The organism is Streptomyces tirandamycinicus (genome assembly GCF_003097515.1).
GTDB lineage: Bacteria > Actinomycetota > Actinomycetes > Streptomycetales > Streptomycetaceae > Streptomyces > Streptomyces tirandamycinicus.
Window position 1 is genome coordinate 2,391,047 of sequence record NZ_CP029188.1, and the last position, 16,835, is coordinate 2,407,881.

14 protein-coding genes are annotated in these 16,835 nt (G+C 73.2%); 8 read left to right on the forward strand and 6 right to left on the reverse strand.

Annotated elements, in window-relative coordinates:
- Positions 1-32: 32 nt before the first annotated feature.
- Both purB and mug read left to right on the forward strand, forming a co-directional pair.
- Positions 33-1,466, forward strand: a complete 1,434-nt coding sequence (gene purB / locus DDW44_RS10535) for an adenylosuccinate lyase (protein WP_026281855.1) — start codon at positions 33-35, stop codon at positions 1,464-1,466.
- Between the two features lie 16 nt (positions 1,467-1,482).
- Complete coding sequence (mug, locus tag DDW44_RS10540; protein ID WP_108906257.1) at positions 1,483-2,037, forward strand: G/U mismatch-specific DNA glycosylase; 555 nt, start codon at positions 1,483-1,485, stop codon at positions 2,035-2,037.
- A gap of 1,161 nt (positions 2,038-3,198) precedes the next feature.
- On the opposite strand, the gene DDW44_RS10550 is transcribed toward mug, so the two are convergent.
- Entirely contained in the window at positions 3,199-3,633 is a 435-nt protein-coding gene (locus DDW44_RS10550; protein ID WP_017948416.1) for a hypothetical protein, read from the reverse strand.
- A gap of 265 nt (positions 3,634-3,898) precedes the next feature.
- Between DDW44_RS10550 and DDW44_RS10555 the strand changes: the two genes are divergently transcribed.
- On the forward strand, positions 3,899-5,056 hold the full coding sequence (locus tag DDW44_RS10555; protein WP_026165367.1) for an ROK family transcriptional regulator: 1,158 nt from the start codon (positions 3,899-3,901) through the stop codon (positions 5,054-5,056).
- 210 nt (positions 5,057-5,266) lie between these two features.
- On the opposite strand, the gene DDW44_RS10560 is transcribed toward DDW44_RS10555, so the two are convergent.
- Positions 5,267-6,028 (reverse strand): GntR family transcriptional regulator, encoded by a 762-nt coding sequence (locus tag DDW44_RS10560; RefSeq protein WP_108906258.1) that lies wholly within the window; start codon positions 6,026-6,028, stop codon positions 5,267-5,269.
- Between the two features lie 463 nt (positions 6,029-6,491).
- The gene (locus tag DDW44_RS10565; RefSeq protein ID WP_108906259.1) at positions 6,492-7,373 is read right to left on the reverse strand and encodes an RNA polymerase sigma-70 factor; all 882 of its coding nucleotides are present in this window, start codon (positions 7,371-7,373) and stop codon (positions 6,492-6,494) included.
- A gap of 251 nt (positions 7,374-7,624) precedes the next feature.
- On the opposite strand from DDW44_RS10565, the gene DDW44_RS10570 reads away from it, so the two are divergent.
- Complete coding sequence (locus tag DDW44_RS10570) at positions 7,625-8,455, forward strand: alpha/beta fold hydrolase (protein WP_108906260.1); 831 nt, start codon at positions 7,625-7,627, stop codon at positions 8,453-8,455.
- 484 nt (positions 8,456-8,939) lie between these two features.
- Positions 8,940-10,499 (forward strand): alkaline phosphatase D family protein, encoded by a 1,560-nt coding sequence (locus tag DDW44_RS10575; protein WP_108906261.1) that lies wholly within the window; start codon positions 8,940-8,942, stop codon positions 10,497-10,499.
- Positions 10,500-11,116: 617 nt separating this feature from the next.
- Here the strand turns inward: DDW44_RS10575 and DDW44_RS32020 are convergent.
- Entirely contained in the window at positions 11,117-11,278 is a 162-nt protein-coding gene (locus DDW44_RS32020) for a hypothetical protein (protein ID WP_018891106.1), read from the reverse strand.
- The gene (locus tag DDW44_RS10580; protein WP_240800551.1) at positions 11,275-11,514 is read right to left on the reverse strand and encodes a hypothetical protein; all 240 of its coding nucleotides are present in this window, start codon (positions 11,512-11,514) and stop codon (positions 11,275-11,277) included. The genes DDW44_RS32020 and DDW44_RS10580 overlap by 4 nt, the downstream gene beginning before the upstream one ends.
- A gap of 121 nt (positions 11,515-11,635) precedes the next feature.
- Between DDW44_RS10580 and DDW44_RS10585 the strand changes: the two genes are divergently transcribed.
- Positions 11,636-13,099, forward strand: coding sequence for a GNAT family N-acetyltransferase (locus DDW44_RS10585; RefSeq protein WP_108906263.1), 1,464 nt, complete (start codon positions 11,636-11,638; stop codon positions 13,097-13,099).
- On the opposite strand, the gene DDW44_RS10590 is transcribed toward DDW44_RS10585, so the two are convergent.
- Positions 12,996-14,237 (reverse strand): trans-sulfuration enzyme family protein, encoded by a 1,242-nt coding sequence (locus tag DDW44_RS10590; protein ID WP_208647954.1) that lies wholly within the window; start codon positions 14,235-14,237, stop codon positions 12,996-12,998. The two genes, DDW44_RS10585 and DDW44_RS10590, sit on opposite strands and share 104 nt — an antisense overlap.
- A 60-nt stretch (positions 14,238-14,297) precedes the next feature.
- On the opposite strand from DDW44_RS10590, the gene DDW44_RS10595 reads away from it, so the two are divergent.
- Positions 14,298-14,861, forward strand: a complete 564-nt coding sequence (locus DDW44_RS10595; RefSeq protein WP_051093159.1) for an Lrp/AsnC family transcriptional regulator — start codon at positions 14,298-14,300, stop codon at positions 14,859-14,861.
- Between the two features lie 4 nt (positions 14,862-14,865).
- On the forward strand, positions 14,866-16,554 hold the full coding sequence (locus DDW44_RS10600) for a DUF885 domain-containing protein (RefSeq protein WP_108906265.1): 1,689 nt from the start codon (positions 14,866-14,868) through the stop codon (positions 16,552-16,554).
- Positions 16,555-16,835 lie beyond the last annotated feature (281 nt).

The window sequence follows — 16,835 nt, forward strand, 5'->3', positions numbered from 1 at the left end:
GCCTGCGTGAACCGCCAGTAGAATCGGTGCACGTGACTGCAAAGCCTCGCATCCCCAACGTCCTGGCCGGCCGCTACGCCTCCGCGGAGCTCGCCGGGCTGTGGTCCCCCGAGCAGAAGGTGAAGCTGGAGCGCCGGCTCTGGCTGGCGGTGCTGCGTGCACAGCAGGACCTGGGGATCGAGGTGCCCGACGCCGCCCTCGCCGACTACGAGCGGGTCCTCGACGAGGTCGACCTGGCGTCGATCGCCGAGCGGGAGAAGGTCACCCGGCACGACGTCAAGGCGCGGATCGAGGAGTTCAACGCCCTCGCCGGCCACGAGCACGTGCACAAGGGCATGACCTCCCGCGACCTCACCGAGAACGTCGAGCAGTTGCAGATCCGGCTCTCGCTGGAACTGATGCGGGACCGTACGGTCGCCGTGCTGGCACGGCTCGGCAGGCTGTCCGCCGAGTACGCCGAGCTGGTGATGGCGGGCCGCTCCCACAATGTCGCGGCGCAGGCCACGACGCTGGGCAAGCGGTTCGCGACGGCGGCGGACGAGCTGCTGGTCGCCTACGCCAGGGTCGAGGAGCTCCTCGCCCGGTACCCGCTGCGCGGCATCAAGGGCCCGGTCGGCACCGCCCAGGACATGCTGGACCTCCTCGGCGGGGACGCCGCGAAGCTCGAGGAGCTGGAGCAGCGCATCGCGGGCCACCTCGGCTTCGCCCATGCCTTCACCTCCGTGGGCCAGGTCTATCCGCGGTCGCTGGACTACGACGTGGTCACGACACTGGTGCAGCTGGCCGCCGCACCGTCGTCGGTGGCGAAGACGATCCGGCTGATGGCCGGGCACGAGCTCGTCACCGAGGGCTTCAAGCCCGGCCAGGTCGGCTCCTCCGCGATGCCGCACAAGATGAACACCCGCTCCTGCGAGCGCGTCAACGGCCTCATGGTGGTACTGCGCGGCTACGCCTCGATGGCCGGCGAGCTGGCGGGCGACCAGTGGAACGAGGGCGACGTCTCCTGCTCGGTCGTGCGCCGGGTCGCCCTCCCGGACGCGTTCTTCGCGCTCGACGGCCTGCTGGAGACCTTCCTGACCGTGCTCGACGAGTTCGGCGCCTTCCCGGCGGTCGTGGCCCGCGAACTCGACCGCTACCTGCCGTTCCTGGCCACCACCAAGGTGCTGATGGGCGCCGTGCGGGCCGGGGTCGGCCGCGAGGTCGCCCACGAGGCCATCAAGGAGAACGCGGTCGCCTCCGCCCTGGCCATGCGCGAGCAGGGTGCCGAGCGCAACGAGCTGCTGGACAGGCTCGCCGCCGACGACCGCGTGCCGCTGGACCGGGCCCAGCTGGACGCGCTGATGGCGGACAAGCTGTCCTTCACCGGTGCGGCGAGCGGCCAGGTCGCCTCGGTGGTCTCCCGTATCGAGGAGATCGCCAAGCAGCATCCGGAGGCTGCCGCGTACACCCCGGGTTCCATCCTCTGACCCGGGCGGCGCCGGCATGCCCCGCATCACCGCCGCGGAACTGGAGGCCGCCCGCGATCGCCTCGTCCCCGATGTGATCGCGGACGGTCTGTCCGTCCTGTTCTGCGGAATCAATCCCGGCCTGATGACGGCCGCGACCGGGCATCACTTCGCCCGGCCCGGGAACCGCTTCTGGCCCGTGCTGCACGCGTCGGGATTCACCCCGCGTCAACTGAGGCCGTGCGAGCAGCACGAGCTGCCGGCCCATGGACTGGGCATCACCAACGTCGCCGCCCGGCCCACCGCGCGGGCCGACGAACTCACCGAGGAGGAGCTCCGCGAGGGCGGCCGGATCCTCAGGGAGAAGGTGGAGCGCCATCGGCCCCGCTGGCTGGCGGTCGCGGGCGTCACGGCGTACCGCACGGCCTTCGGCGACCGCGGAGCACGCATCGGCCGTCAGGACCGTACGATCGGCGAGACCCGGGTCTGGGCACTGCCGAACCCCAGTGGGCTGAACGCGCATTGGACGCTCCGGACCATGGCGGAGGAGTACGGCCGGCTGCGAGCGGCGGCATCGGAGTGGGAGTCCTGACGGTGATGCCGGCGGCCCGGCCCCTGCGCCGTCCGGTGCCGCCCACGAAGGGGAACGTGCCTGCCTGCAGCACCGATCCGAAGTGGACCGCTTCGGCGAGGGCTCTGCCGGTCCTGGCGGACCGCGAAGTCTCCCGGTGACCGCCGAAGTCATCCGCGCGGGACCGGCACGAGCATCCCGGACATCACCCACTCCATAGCCATGACCTGCAACGTCACGACGCACAGAGCTCCCGACGTGCCGCTGTCACGGGGTGTACCACTCCATGACAGCGGCCCGTTGGGCCGTTGAGCTGATGAATCAGCCTGCATCGAGCGTGCCTCACTCGGCCGGTGACCGGCACTGCCTGACCATGAGCGCTGGAAGGCGTCGGAGGACGTGCCCTTCGGCGCCTTGGGATACGCCGACTACGAAAGCAGATACGCCATGCGTGCTGGACCTCGGCTCCGGCCCCTCTCCCCACGTACAACGGTACTGACCGGAGGTCTCCTGCTCTCGACAGCTCTATCGGCCTTGGCCACTCCTGCGCTGGCCGCCGTTCAGGCCCACGGGACGACGGCTCAGGCACCCGCGGTGCCGGTATCAGCAGACGACCGGTGCGACAGACACCCCTTCGACGGCTCTTTCCCACTCGCACTGGGCGACCGCGACAAGTGCAGGGGCAAAGCCGGACCCCCCGGACCCCCCGGACCCCCCGGACCTGCCGGACCTGCCGGACCTGCCGGACCCCCCGGACCTGCCGGACCCACTGGACCTGCCGGACCTCCCGGAGTTTCCGGCTACCAACAGGTTTCCAACACTCAGACGTGCGGAGCCGACACCTTCTGCATGTTCACGGCAACCTGTCCAGCCGGGACGGTGGTCACAGGCGGCGGTCTCAACACCAACACCTTCATCAGTAGCGGTGTGTACCTCTATGAGTCCGGACCGATCAGCAACACCACGTGGAGAAGCACCATGCGCAACACCACCGCCTCCACCTTCAGCGTCACTGTCCGGGCCATCTGCGCCAACGCTTCCTAATGCCGATGATCAAGCAGCCGTTGTGACTGGCGGTGCGGTGTTGTAGCAGCGGCAACCCGACCCTACGAATGGCTCGATCAACCCGATCAAGAAGGTGGAGTCGGCTGAGAGCCCGGGCGTGACGTACGACGACAACTCCTAAGGCGGATCGACCTCGGTGACGACGGCCAGCAGCTGGTACGGCAGTTCGGTGCCCCATTTCGAGACCCCCAGCACCACCCACCGTCCGTCGGCCCGCCACAGATGTACGTCCGGCACCGATGCGCTCAGCATGGCCCAGGGCTCCGGTATGTGCTCCTCCTCGACCGATCTGATCAGCACCGAGCGCAGGCTGAAGATCTGGGGAGGGCCCCATCGCGCGCTGAGCACGGCGGCCAGGGCCTCCCGCTCCGCCTCGTACTGGTCCCCGGCGACCTCCAGGTGCGATCGGTCGTCCCAGAACTCCTCGCTCGTGCTCAGCTCGGCCGTGTGGTAGCCCGGAGCGCTGCTGCCCACGTCCGACCGGCCCGCCCGCACGGGGAACGGCCGGGAGCGCAACAGGTCGATGGTCGCCAGGTGCCGTGCGATGGTCATGCCTTCAGTAAACCTTTCCCCACTGACATATGGCGGTCTGTCAGCTGACCCTGCGATGGACCACCGCCACCCGGAGGGCACCCCGCGGCCGGCCCGGGTCCGTCGCCCCGGCGGCCTCGCCCCCGGCGCCCCGGCGCCCCGGACCGGAGATCACCGCTGAGCCGCGGGCGCCGGGATCACAGGGCCGCGGTCCCGGGTGCTCGCAGCGCTCCGCCGCCATTGAGTACGATCCGCCAGACATGTGTACGAGCTGGGAGGGCACACGGTGGGGCGGCTGACCGGAGGCGACCCGTCGCTGCTGCGGCGGATCAATTCCGCGGTGGTGCTCCACGCGCTGCGGGGATCCGGCTCCGCCACGCTCACCGATCTGACCCGGATCACCGGTCTGTCCCGGCCGACCGTCGAGGGTGTCGTGGAAGGCCTGGTCGCCTCGGGGCTGGTGGCGGAGACGGGGCCCGACGAGGGAGAGGCCCGCAGGCAGGGGCGGCCGGCACGCCGGTTCCGGTTCCGCGCCGAGGCCGGGCATCTGCTGGGTGTGGAGATCGGCCCGCACCGGGTCGCCGTGCTGCTGTCGGGTCTGGACGGCCGGATCATCGGGTCCGGTTCACGAGAGGTGTCCGAGACGGCCTGCGCCGACGACCGTCTCGAACGGGTCCGCGGCGTCGTCGCCGACGTCCTGCGCAGGACCGGGGTGGCCAGGAGCTCGCTGCGCGCGGTCGGGGTGGGCACGCCGGGCATCGTCGAGGCGGACGGCACGGTACGGCTGGGCACGGCGCTGCCCGGCTGGACCGGGCTGGCCCTGGGCGAGCGGCTGAGGCGGTCGTTCCGCTGCCCGGTGCTCGTGGAGAACGACGCCAACGCGGCGGCCGTGGCCGAGCACTGGAAGGGTGCGGGGACGGACTCCGACGACCTCGTCTTCGTCCTCGCGGGGCTCAGCCCCGGGGCGGGTTCACTGATCGGCGGGCGGCTGCACCGGGGCTACGGCGGCGCGGCCGGTGAGATCGGCGCGCTGCATCTGCTGGGCAGGGAGGTCACACCGGAGACGCTGCTGTCGACGACCGGTGAGCCGCTGCACCCGCTGGACGAGCGTGCGGTCGCCGGGGTGTTCGCCGAGGCGCGCGAGGGCGACGAGCGTGCGCTCGCGGCGGTCGACCGGTTCATCCAGCGGCTGGTGCACGATGTGGCGGCGCTGGTGCTCGCGCTCGACCCCGAGCTGGTGGTGGTCGGGGGCTGGGCCGCGGGGCTCGACGGGGTACTCCCTCCGCTGCGGGACGAACTGTCCCGCTACTGCCTTCGGCCGCCCCGTGTGGCGCTCTCCCTGCTCGGTGAGGCGGCGGTGGCGACGGGGGCGCTGCGACTGGCGCTCGACCATGTGGAGGAGCAGCTGTTCGCCGTCGAGGGAACGGTGACGGCCCGGCGCTGAGCGCCCGGCCCTCGGCGCCGGACCGGGCGGGGCGGTCGGGAGGCTCGGCGGCGGCTGGATCCGATGGCGGTCAGCAGGCTCGGCGGCGGCTGGATCCGATGGCGGTCAGCAGGCTCGGCGGCGGCTGGATCCGATGGCGGTCAGCAGGCTCGGCGGCGGCTGGATCCGATGGCGGTCAGCAGGCTCGGCGGCGGCTGGATCCGATGGCGGTCAGCAGGCTCGGCGGCGGCTGGGCTGCCGGATCTCCAGATCGCCCGCGTCGCCGAAGGTCAGCCGGCAGGTGTCGGCCCGGTAGGTCGCGACCGACGCGGCGGCGGTGCGGCCCCCGGAGAAGTACCGGGTGGTGACGACGAGTACGGGCGCGCCGGGGAGGCGGTCGAGTTCCCTGGCGTCGTCGGCACGGGCGGAGCCGAGTTCGACGGCCCGGTCCTGGCCGTCGAGGGTCAGGCGCCGCAGTTCACGCAGTACCGCTCGGGCACGGGTCGCGCCGGCGGGGGCGTCGATCGCGGAGAGGTCGGGTACGGAGGGGGCCGGGACGTAGAGGAGTTCGGCGGCCACCGGCCGGCCGTGCGTGACGAGGAGCCTGCGCACGATGTGCACGGTCTCGTCGCCTTCCGTGTCCAGTGCCCGCGCCACGGCCGCGGGCGGCACCGCGAGGGTGCAGTCGGCCGCCTGCCAGGCGTCGCCGCCGGCGCCGGGCCAGTCGTTCGGCGAGGTGGAGACGTCCACACCCACGCGGGGCGGGGCGACGGTGGTGCCGACGCCGCGGCGGCGCTGCAGCCTGCCCTCCAGTTCCAGCTGGTCGAGTGCCTGGCGGAGGGTGGCCCGCGCCACGCCGAAACGGGCGGCGAGTTCACGCTCGTTGGGCAGGATCTCCCCGACCGCGAACTCGGAGTCGAGCGCTTCGCCGATCACGGTCTTCAGGTGCCAGTACTTCGGCTCCGGCACCGTCTCCGGCTGCGTGGTCCCCACCCTGTCCTCCGCAATCGCCGTGGCCGCGGCGGCATTACGCGCCCTTGTTTATTAAAGGTTCCTGCACTATCTCTGCGACCATAGGGCGGCCCTCACCCTTGGTCAAGACCAATCCTGTGCCCCTTACACAGGGGAATCGGCCGTTGCCGCAGAGCGTTCACGCGACGTTCCCGCCGCGGTGCCGTGCCGTGCCGTGCGGTGGACCGGGATGGGATGGGGTGAATCGGGATGGGGTGAATCGGGATGGGGTGAAGTGGGGTGGGGTGGGCTGAGGTGGCCGCGGCATCGTCGCGGTGCGCCGCGGTGGACCCGCCGCGCAGCCGCCGAGCCGTCAACTCGGCCGCGGTGCGGGGGCGGCGGCACGAGGACCGCCGCGTCGCGGGACGCGCCGGGCGCCCGCTCGGGGGCGGATGCCCCGCGACCGGGCGGTGAGCGCCGCAAGAAGGCGACGGCCGTGACGCGCCTACACCGCGAAGGCGGTGAGCTTGTCCGGGTTGCGAACGATATGGACGCAGGCGACGCGTCCGTCCCTGACCTCGATCTGAACCACGCTGTCCGGCTTCCCCTCGACCAGCACCAGCACGCCCGGCGCGCCGTTGACGTCGAGGATGCGGAACTCGGCGCCGGGCAGGGGCTGCTGGGCCACGGCGCACAGGAACCGGCCCACCTTGTCGGCGGATCGCAGGACGCGCAGCGGCGCCTTCGTCTTCCCACCGCTGTCGCCGACGAGCCGGACGTCGGGGGCGAGCAGCCGGAGCAGCGCGTCGAGATCGCCGCCGGACGCCGCGGCGAGGAAGCGTTCGGTCAGATCGCGGCGGGCGGCGGGGTCGACGTCGTACCGCGGTCTGCGCTCCTCGACGTGGCGGCGGGCGCGCCCGGCGAGCTGCCGTACGGCCGCCTCGCTGCGGTCGAGGGTGGCGGCGATCTCGCCGTACGGGAAGCCGAAGGCCTCGCGCAGCACGAACACCGCGCGCTCCAGGGGCGAGAGGGACTCCAGCACCACGAGCACGGCGAGCGACACGGACTCCGCCAGTTCGGTGCGCTCGGCCGAGTCGGGGGCGGTCTGCCCGAAGCGGGTGGCGATGGGCTCGGGGAGCCAGGGTCCCACGTAGGACTCACGGCGCGACTGCGCCTGCCGCAGCCGGTCGATGGCGAGCCGGGTGGTGATGCGCACGAGGTATCCGCGGGGTTCGCGGACGTCGGAGCGGTCCTCGGCGGACCACCGTACCCAGGCCTCCTGCACCACGTCCTCGGCGTCGGCGAAGCGGCCGAGCATGCGGTACGCCACCCCCGTCAGTACGGAGCGGTGGGTCTCGAAGACATCGGTCGCGGTATCGCCTGGCACGAGCCCATCCCAGCCCACGGCCAGGGTCGATGTCCAGACGATCCCGGTGCGTCTCGGGCCACATCCGCGGCGCGGCGCGAGGTCGGGGGCCACGGCCGGGCGGCCGGACGGCGCCGTTCTCCCGGGCCAACGCCTGCTTTCGGCGTGCGCGTTGGCCCCCTCCTGGCTCCCGCCCCTCTTGCCCGCCGGTGCTACCGGGCGGTAATTGTTGCCGACAACGCGTGTACGACGTCATGGTCAGGAGCGGCAGCATGGTCTCGAAGGTCTCGTTCACGGTCGACTCCCCCGGCGGTCCCCGCACGCTGTCGGTGTCGTACGAGCGTCGCGGCGCGGGTGAGCCCCTGCTGCTGCTGCACGGCATCGGTCACCACTGGCAGGCCTGGGAGCCGGTCCTTCCGCTGCTGGCGCCGGAACGCGACGTGATCGCGGTCGACCTGCCGGGCTTCGGCTCGTCCCCGGCGCTGCCCCACGGCATGTCGTACGGGCTTCCCGCCGTCGCTCCCGCGCTCGGCGCTCTCTGCGAGACGCTCGGCGTCGACCGGCCCCATGTCGCCGGCAACTCGCTCGGCGGGCTGCTCGCCCTGGAACTCGGCCGGCAGAAGCTCGTACGGTCCGTCACCGCCCTGTCCCCCGCCGGATTCTGGTCGGAGGCCGAGCGCAGGTACGCGTTCGGGACGTTGCTCGCCATGCGCCGCGGCGCACGGCTGGTCCCCGAGCCGGTGATCGGCAGGCTGTCCCGTACCGCCGCCGGACGGGCGGCGCTGACCAGCACCATCTACGCCCGCCCCGGGCGCCGTTCACCGGAGGCGGTGGTGGCGGAGACCCTCGCACTGCGCGAGGCAACCGGCTTCCGTGAGACGCTCGACGCCGGCCGCCGGGTGCAGTTCACCTCCGACGTGCCCGATGTCCCCGTCACCGTCGCGTGGGGCAGCCGGGACCGGCTGCTGCTGCGCCGCCAGGGCGTCCGGGCCAAGCAGGCCATCCCCGGTGCACGGCTCGTCCGGCTGCCCGGCTGCGGTCATGTGCCGATGAACGACGATCCGGCCCTCGTCGCCCGGGTCATCCTCGACGGCAGCCGCTGACCGGCGCGCGGGCGGGCGAGCGCCTGGCCGGGGCGCGGAGGCCACCGGTACCGCGGCGGGGCCCCTCGTGACCGCCCGCCTTCCGGCACGGTGGGCGCCGAGGAGGCGTGGCGTGTCCCGGACCGCGCGGTTCGCCCGAAAGCTTTCGGCCGCGCCCGGCTCGCGCGGGAGTGTTCGGCCCCCGCGGCCGGCGCCCGGCCCCGCGTTCGACTCTGCGATCGGCCCTGCGCTCGGCCCCGTGTTCATGTGCGGTTCGCGTTCCGGCTGCCGCGGGCCGCTAGGTTCCGTCCCGCAAGCCCGGCGGGCGCACGCCGACGGCCACGGCACCTCGCCGCGTCGTCGTATCGCCCGCCGACACCCGGTATGAGGACGACGCTCCGCCGTGCGATCGCCCGTGTCTCGCGCCGCGCCCCGACCCGACGGGGCAGCGGGACGGACCTCGGACACGGCACGGCAGCCGTCCACTCGTCAGGAGGCCCACCCCATGTCCTACAACCGCCGCACCGTGCTGCGTGGTTCGCTCGCCGCGTCGGCGGCGCTCACCGTGGGTGCCGCCGCTCCCGCGCAGGCACTGCGGGGCAGGCCGGGCGCCGCATGGGGCGTGCAGGCCGGTGATGTGACGGCGTCGTCGGGGCTCGTGTGGGTGCGGTCGGACCGGCCGGCGCGGATGATCGTGGAGACCTCGGCGACCGAGTCGTTCCGCCGCGCGCGCAGATGGCACGGCCCGCTGCTCGGGCCGGGGACCGATTTCACCGGGACGACCGCGCTGCGCGGTCTGCCGGCGGGTGAGCAGATCCACTACCGGGTGACGCTGGCCGATCCCGACGACCCCCGGCGCACCGGGGAGCCGGTGCACGGCACCTTCCGCACGGCTCCGGCGCGGCGCCGGGCGGGCGTGCGCTTCCTGTGGTCGGGCGACATCGCGGGGCAGGGCTGGGGGATCAACCCGGACATCGGCGGGTTCCGGGCCTTCGAGGAGATGCGGCGCCTCGATCCCGACTTCTTCCTCTGCAGTGGCGACACCGTGTACGCCGACGGGCCGCTCGTCCCCAGCGTGACGCTGCCGGACGGCCGCGTGTGGCGCAATCTCATGACCGAGGAGAAGGCGAAGGTCGCCGAGACGCTCGCGGAGTACCGGGGCACGTTCCGCTACAACCTCCTGGACGAGAACGTCCGCCGGTTCAACGCCCAGGTCCCCACGGTGGTGCAGTGGGACGACCACGAGGTGCGCAACAACTGGTACCCGGGCCAGCTCCTCGACGATCCGCGCTACACCGAGAAGGACGTGGACGTGCTGGCGGCCCGCTCGCTGCGGGCGTTCGGCGAGTACTTCCCGGTGTCCACGCTGCGTCCCGGTGGGCGCGAGGGGCGCGTGTACCGGGTGGTGCGGTACGGACCGCTGCTGGACGTGTTCGTGCTCGACATGCGTACGTACCGCAACGCCAACTCCCCGGGCCGGCAGGCCGACGACGCCACCGGGATCCTGGGCGTGGAGCAACTGGCCTGGCTCAAGCGCGAGCTGTCGCGGTCGCGTGCCGTGTGGAAGGTGATCGCGTCCGATCTGCCTCTCGGGCTGGTCGTCCCGGACGGTGCGGCGAACTTCGAGGCGGTCGCCCAGGGCGACCCGGGGGCGCCGCTGGGGCGCGAGATGCAGGTGGCGGAGCTGCTGCGGTTCATCAAGCACCGGCGGATCACGGGCACCCTGTGGCTCACCGCCGATGTGCACCACACCTCCGCCCAGCACTACGACCCGGCGGGGGCCGCCTTCAAGGACTTCGCACCCTTCTGGGAGTTCGTCTCGGGCCCTCTCGCGGCGGGCGGGTTCCCGGCGAACGCGCTGGACGGGACGTTCGGTCCGGAGCGGGTGTTCGTGCGGGCGCCGGAGCGGGCCAATGTGTCGCCGATGGAGTCGCCGCAGCACTTCGGCGAGGTCGAGATCGACGGTGCGAGCGGCGAGTTGACGGTCCGGCTGCGGGCCGAGGGCGGAACGGTTCTCTTCAGCAGGGTGCTTCGTCCGGGCCGGGTCGGTCAGAGCCGCGCCTGACCGGGAGCGGCTCCGGCCGGCAGCCCGGTGCCCGCACGGTGCGCCGCGAAGGGGCCACCCGGGAGGCCGCGGGCCGGGCGTCGCGCCCACCCGGCCCGGCACGCCGAGGGGGCGGGTGGGGTACGACGTCGCGGACGTCTCCCGTCCCCCGCGAGCTTGCCGCGACCCGGCCCGGGCGGACCGGAGCGGCAGTGCCTCGACACACCGAGCACGGCGCACACCGCACGTCTCGTCGCGGCCCGCTCACGGGCCTTGGCGGCTCGCCGCGGGTCGGCCGCGCGGTTCCGACCCCGGCCCGGGACGATCGGCCGCACCCGGTGCGCGACCCGGGCGGCACCGGATGCGCGGTTGCTCGCGGTACCGCGGGCGGCCCGGTACGCGACCCGGACGGCGCCCGGCGCGCGGCGGCTCGCGGTACTGCGGGCGGACCGCGCGGCTCCGGCCGCCCGGCTGCTGCCCGCGCTGACGGGCCGTGCCCTGCGTGAGGGGCGGGGGCGCGGCCGCCCAAGGGGGCGGAGTTCGCGGGTGGCCCGTTGCGGCCCCCGCCCGGTCCCGCTCGTGATCCCGTTGTCCGTCGCGCCGGGACCGACCCGTGGCCGTCGAGGAGCTTCTCCTGCTCACCGCCCGTGGCCGTCGACGCGCTTCTCCTGCTCACCGCCCGTGGCCCGCACGGCGAAGGTCGGCTGGGACATGACGTTGCCGGGCTCGCCGCCCTTGGTACGGTCGAGCCGAACCGGCTCGCGGACGCGGCCCGATCGGCCTCGGTGACCGGTGCTCACGCGGCGACGTGATCGGTGCCCCGGAGGGCGGAGTCGCCCGTCCGCCGGGCGGCGGCGACCATCCGCCGGGCACGGAGGGAGACACTCTGCGTGCCCGCCGACCGCGTGGAGCGGTGCGTGGCCGCCTCGGGGCGGCCCGCTCCGAGCAGGCCCGCCGGTCCCCACGAGCCGGCCGTGCGGGGCGGCTCCGCCCCGCGCATCGCCCGAGCGGGCCACTGCCGACCGCCTTGCGTCATCGCCGCGATCCTTCAACGACAGATTCGGTAGAAAGCGGGCCATAACATGCAAGAATCGGCTTTAACCCATCAGTCACAAAGCGTTTGTGATCAGGCAACACCACTCGGTCACAGTGGTGCCATGACCGACGTGAACTCCGCGACGCGCACCCGCCGGCACCACTGGCGGCGGGACCTCGTCGAACTGGCCGCCCTGTTCACCGCCGTCGCCGTGGCCGACGCCATCGCGAACACGATCGTCCACGGCCCCGACGGCCCCTACCTGCTGGTCGCCTCGGCCGTCACGCTCATCGCCACGGCAGCGTTCCACACCTGGTGGGCACGCCGCCACAGTCATGCGCCTCCGGCCGCCGATACCGGCGGTCCCGGAGCCGCCGGCTCCGGGACCGCCGGCACGTTCGCTGCCACCGGCCCGGCCGAGGCGGGCGGACCGGCTCCCCGTGAGACCGTGCTGTGGCGGATGCGGTCGACCGTCCGGGACGAGCCCGGCAGCCTGGCCGCCCTGTGCGGGGCCCTGGCCCGCCACCGGGTGGACATCCTGACGCTGCAGACGCACCCCCTGGCGGACGGCACGGTCGACGAGTTCCTGCTGCGGGCACCCGCCGCCCTCCGGGCCGAGGAGATCACCCGGGCGGTGTCGTCCGCCGGCGGCAGCAGCACCTGGATCGAACGCGCCGACGCCCACGACCTGGTCGACACTCCGACGAGGCTGCTGGGCCTGGCCACCCGCACCGCCCTGGACGCGGCCGAACTCCCGCTCGCGCTGCGGCAGTTGCTCGGCCGGTGCACCATCCACTCACGCCCCGCCGAGACCCTCGGGGGCCGGCCGACCGGCGAGCAGGTCCCCGAGGAGGGCGTGCTGGACGAGACGGTGATCCGGCTGCGCGACCCGAACGGCGGCACGATCACGGTCGAGCGCGCCTATCTGCCCTTCACCCCGACCGAGTTCGCCCGGGCCCGCGCCCTCGTCGAGCTCGACGCCCGCCTCGGCCCGCGCGTTCCGCGCGCCCAGGACGTGCTGACGCTCCCCGAGGGAAACGAGATCACCGTCCGCCGCGCGGACCAGGGCGACGTCGCCGCCGCCCGCGCGATGCACGACCGCTGCTCGGCCCGCACCCTGGGGCTGCGCTACCACGGGCCGGTCGCCGACGCGGACCGCTACCTGAACCATCTGCTCAGCCCCCGGTTCGGCCGCACCCTCGCCGTGGAGACGGCGTCCGGCCGGATCGTCGCCCTCGGCCACCTGCTCTGGGACGGGGACGAGACCGAGGTCGCGCTGCTCGTCGAGGACGACTGGCAGCGCCGCGGCATCGGCTCCGAGCTGCTGGGCCGGCTGGTGGCGCTGGCCGTCGAGGCGGGGTGCGAGAGCGTGTACGCCGTGACCCAGTCGTCCAACACCGGCATGGTCGCCGCCATGCGCGGGCTCGGCCTCCCGCTCGACTACCAGATCGAGGAGGGCACCCTCGTGATCACCGCTCGCCTCAGCGCGGCTCCGGTGCGCTCACGGCTTCCGCACGAGGAATCGCACGCACTGCCCCGGGAGCCTGCCCCCGGGTGGTCCGAGCCGGGTCGCGCCGAGCGCTGAGCGCCTCGCACAGATCGGCCCACAGGTCCTCGACGTCCTCCAGACCGACCGACATCCGCAGCAGCCGGTCGCTGACGCCCGCGGCACGCCGGTCTCCCTCGGCCACGATCCGGTGACTGATGGAGGCCGGGTGCTGGATCAGCGTGTCGACGCTGCCGAGGCTGACGGCGGGGGTGATCAGCCGGACCCCGGCGATCACGTCGCGCGGGTCCCCGTACACCTCGAAGGAGACCATCGCGCCGCCGACCGAGGGGTAGTGGACCCGGGCGACGCGCGGGTCGGCGGCGAGCCTGCGGGCGAGGTCGGCGGCGGTCGTCGACGCGGCCCGGACCCGCACCGGCAGCGTGGACAGGCCCCGCAGCAGCAGATAGCCGGCCATCGGGTGCAGCACTCCACCGGTCGCGAAGCGCACCTGCCGCAGCGCGGCGGCGAACTCCTCGTCGCAGGCGACGACGCCGCCCATCACGTCGCCGTGGCCGCCGAGGTACTTGGTCGCGCTGTGCAGCACGAGCCTGGCACCCTGCTCGGCGGGCCGCTGGAGCACCGGGGTGGCGAAGGTGTTGTCGACGAGCAGCGGGACCGAGCCGCAGGAGTGGGCGAGCGCGACGATGTCGGCCTCGGCCAGCGTCGGGTTGGCGGGGCTCTCGACCATCACGAGCCCGGTGTCGGGCCGGATCGCGGCGGCGACGCCCGCCGGGTCGGTCCAGGTCACCTCGGTCCCGAGCAGTCCGCCGTCCAGCAGGTGGTCGCTGCACCCGTACAGCGGCCGGACCGCCACCACATGGCGCAGCCCCATCGACGCCCTGACCAGCAGCACCGCGGTCAGGGCGGCCATGCCGCTGGCGAAGGCCACCGCGCTCTCCGTGCCCTCGAGCCGGGCCAGTGCGGTCTCGAAGCGGGCCGTCGTCGGGTTGTCCAGCCGGGCGTAGACGGGCGGCCCGTCCAGCCGCCCGCCGGTGGAGGCGAAGGCGTCGATACGCGCCGCCTCCCCCTCCACGTCGTACGAGGGGTAGGTGGTGGACAGATCGATCGGCGCGGCGTGCAGGCCGAGCTCCACGAGGTCCTCGCGGCCGGCGTGCACGGCTTCGGTGGCGAGCGCCCGGGTGGGTGCGGGGGCGTTCGAGGGGACGAATTCCATGGCGCGCACTCTGGACAATTACCGGGCGGTAGCGTGGTTGCTCCGTGTTACGTTCGGGCCATGGCTGATTCTGTCGCTCTGGACCCGGTGGATCTGGACATACTGCGCATCCTGCAGAACGACGCCCGGACCACCTACCGGGAGGTGGCCGCCGAAGTGGGCGTCGCCCCCTCCACATGCCTGGACCGGGTGAGCCGGCTGCGCCGCAGCGGGATCATCCTCGGGCACCAGTTGCGACTGGATCCGGCCAAACTCGGAAGAGGCCTCGAGGCGCTCCTGATGGTTCAGGTGCGCCCGCACCGGAGGGAGCTGATCGGCCCGTTCGTCGAGCGGATCCGGGCGCTGCCGGAATCACGTGCGCTCTTCCACCTGACGGGGCCCGACGACTATCTGGTGCATGTCGCCGTGACCGACACGGCGGACCTGCAGCGGCTGGTGCTGGACGAGTTCACCTCGCGGCGTGAAGTCGCCCGTGTGGAGACCCGCCTGATCTTCCAGCAGTGGGACTGCGGCCCCCTGCTGCCACCCGCTCAGGAGCCCACCAGGCATGCTCATTTGTCAGCCGACCGGGGCCCAGCCAGACCGGCCGGTGATGACGCCGGCCCCCCGCGCGTACCAGGATGAGCGCATGTCAGAGACACCGAGCAGCGTGCTGCCCCGCCAGGTCGCCGACGCCTATGTCGACGCCCTCGTCGCCCTCGACCCGATCACCGGTACCTACCTCGGAGTCCCGGAGAGCGCGGGCCTCCTCCCGGACTTCTCCCCGGCCGGCCGGGAGGCCGTGGCCGAACTCGCCCGTGCCACCCTCGTCCGGCTCGACGAGGCCGAGAAGCTGCCCGCCGCGGAAGCGGACGCGGAACGGCGCTGCGGCCGTCTGCTGCGGGAAAGGCTCACCGCCGAACTCGCCGTGCACGACGCCGAGGAGAGCCTGCGCACCGTCAGCAACCTGCGCTCCCCCGCGCACAGTGTGCGCAACGTCTTCACCGTGATGCCGACGGCGTCGAAGGAGGACTGGACCGCGGTCGCCGAGCGCATGCGGGCCGTCCCGGACGCCCTCGCGGGCTACCGTGCCTCACTGGCCCTCGGGCTGGAGCGCGGGCTTCCCGCCGGTCCGCGCGCCACCGCCGCCTTCGTCGCACAGCTCGACGAGTGGACGGGCGGGCCGGACGGCCGCGGCTGGTTCGAGGACTTCGTCGCCGCCGGGCCGGACGGACTCCGCGCCGAGCTCGACGGCGCCGCGGCCGTCGCCACCGCCGCCTTCCGCTCGCTGCGCGACTGGATGCGGGAGGTGTACGCCCCCGGGATCGAGGGTGCCCCCGACACGGTGGGGCGCGAGCGCTACGCCCGGTGGGTCCGCTTCTTCAACGGTACGGACATCGACCTCGACGAGGCCTACGCGTACGGCTGGTCCGAGTACCACCGGCTGCTCGGCGAGATGAAGACCGAGGCGGACAAGATCCTTCCGGGTGCGGGCCCCTGGGAGGCGCTGGCCCACCTCGACGTGCACGGCACCCACATCGAGGGGGTGGAGGAAGTGCGCGAGTGGCTGCAGCGGCTCATGGACGAGGCCATCGAGGCCCTGGACGGCACGCACTTCGAACTCGCCGACCGGGTACGGGTGGTGGAATCCCGGATCGCACCTCCCGGCAGCGCCGCCGCTCCCTACTACACGGGCCCGTCCGAGGACTTCTCACGCCCCGGCCGGACCTGGCTGCCGACCATGGGCGAGACCCGCTTCCCCGTGTACGACCTGGTCTCCACCTGGTACCACGAGGGTGTACCGGGACATCACCTGCAGATCGCGCAGTGGGTCCATGTCGCCGACCGCCTGTCGCGCTACCAGGCGACCGTCGGCGGGGTGAGCGCCAACGCGGAGGGCTGGGCGCTGTACGCCGAGCGGCTCATGGACGAACTCGGCTTCCTGCCGGACGCCGAGCGCAGGCTGGGCTACCTGGACGCCCAGATGATGCGTGCCTGCCGGGTCATCGTCGACATCGGCATGCACCTGGAGCTGGAGATCCCCGCGGAGTCGCCGTTCCACCCCGGCGAGCGCTGGACGCCGGAACTGGCGCAGGAGTTCTTCGGCCGACACAGCGGACGGCCCGCCGACTTCGTCGAGAGCGAGCTCACGCGCTACCTGTCCATGCCCGCGCAGGCCATCGGCTACAAGCTGGGAGAACGGGCCTGGCTGCTGGGGAGGGAGCGCGCCCGGGAGGCGCACGGGGACGCCTTCGACGCGAAGGCGTGGCACATGGCGGCGCTGTCGCAGGGTCCGCTGGGCCTGGACGACCTGGTGGACGAGCTGTCGAGGCTGTGACGCCGTCGAGGTCGTGACGGCGGAAGTCCTGCCGTGAGGTCCGGCCCCACGGGCCGCCGGGCGGTCCGCCCGTGCGTCCGGACCGAGCGGGATTCCGCGGTGCGGCGGCGCCCGAGAAGCGCCGCCGCACCGCGGCCGACTTCGGCCCTTCTCCGACTCGTCCGCCAGGCTCCGGCTTCCGTCGTCACGAAGGCGATCGGCTCCCTGGGCAGGACAGCCCACCCGCCTGGTCACCGAAAGAGGAGGAACGTGGAGCCGATACGCCGCGGCGACCACGCGCG

What these genes read in the sequence shown, in the direction of transcription:
- DDW44_RS10575 (WP_108906261.1), top strand. Translation starts at nt 8,940, where the DNA reads ATGTCCTACAACCGCCGCACCGTGCTGCGTGGTTCGCTCGCCGCGTCG.
- DDW44_RS10600 (WP_108906265.1), top strand. Translation starts at nt 14,866, where the DNA reads ATGTCAGAGACACCGAGCAGCGTGCTGCCCCGCCAGGTCGCCGACGCC.
- DDW44_RS10585 (WP_108906263.1), top strand. Translation starts at nt 11,636, where the DNA reads ATGACCGACGTGAACTCCGCGACGCGCACCCGCCGGCACCACTGGCGG.
- DDW44_RS10570 (WP_108906260.1), top strand. Translation starts at nt 7,625, where the DNA reads ATGGTCTCGAAGGTCTCGTTCACGGTCGACTCCCCCGGCGGTCCCCGC.
- DDW44_RS10550 (WP_017948416.1), bottom strand. Translation starts at nt 3,633, where the DNA reads ATGACCATCGCACGGCACCTGGCGACCATCGACCTGTTGCGCTCCCGG.
- mug (WP_108906257.1), top strand. Translation starts at nt 1,483, where the DNA reads ATGCCCCGCATCACCGCCGCGGAACTGGAGGCCGCCCGCGATCGCCTC.
- DDW44_RS10590 (WP_208647954.1), bottom strand. Translation starts at nt 14,237, where the DNA reads ATGGAATTCGTCCCCTCGAACGCCCCCGCACCCACCCGGGCGCTCGCC.
- DDW44_RS10580 (WP_240800551.1), bottom strand. Translation starts at nt 11,514, where the DNA reads ATGACGCAAGGCGGTCGGCAGTGGCCCGCTCGGGCGATGCGCGGGGCG.
- DDW44_RS10595 (WP_051093159.1), top strand. Translation starts at nt 14,298, where the DNA reads ATGGCTGATTCTGTCGCTCTGGACCCGGTGGATCTGGACATACTGCGC.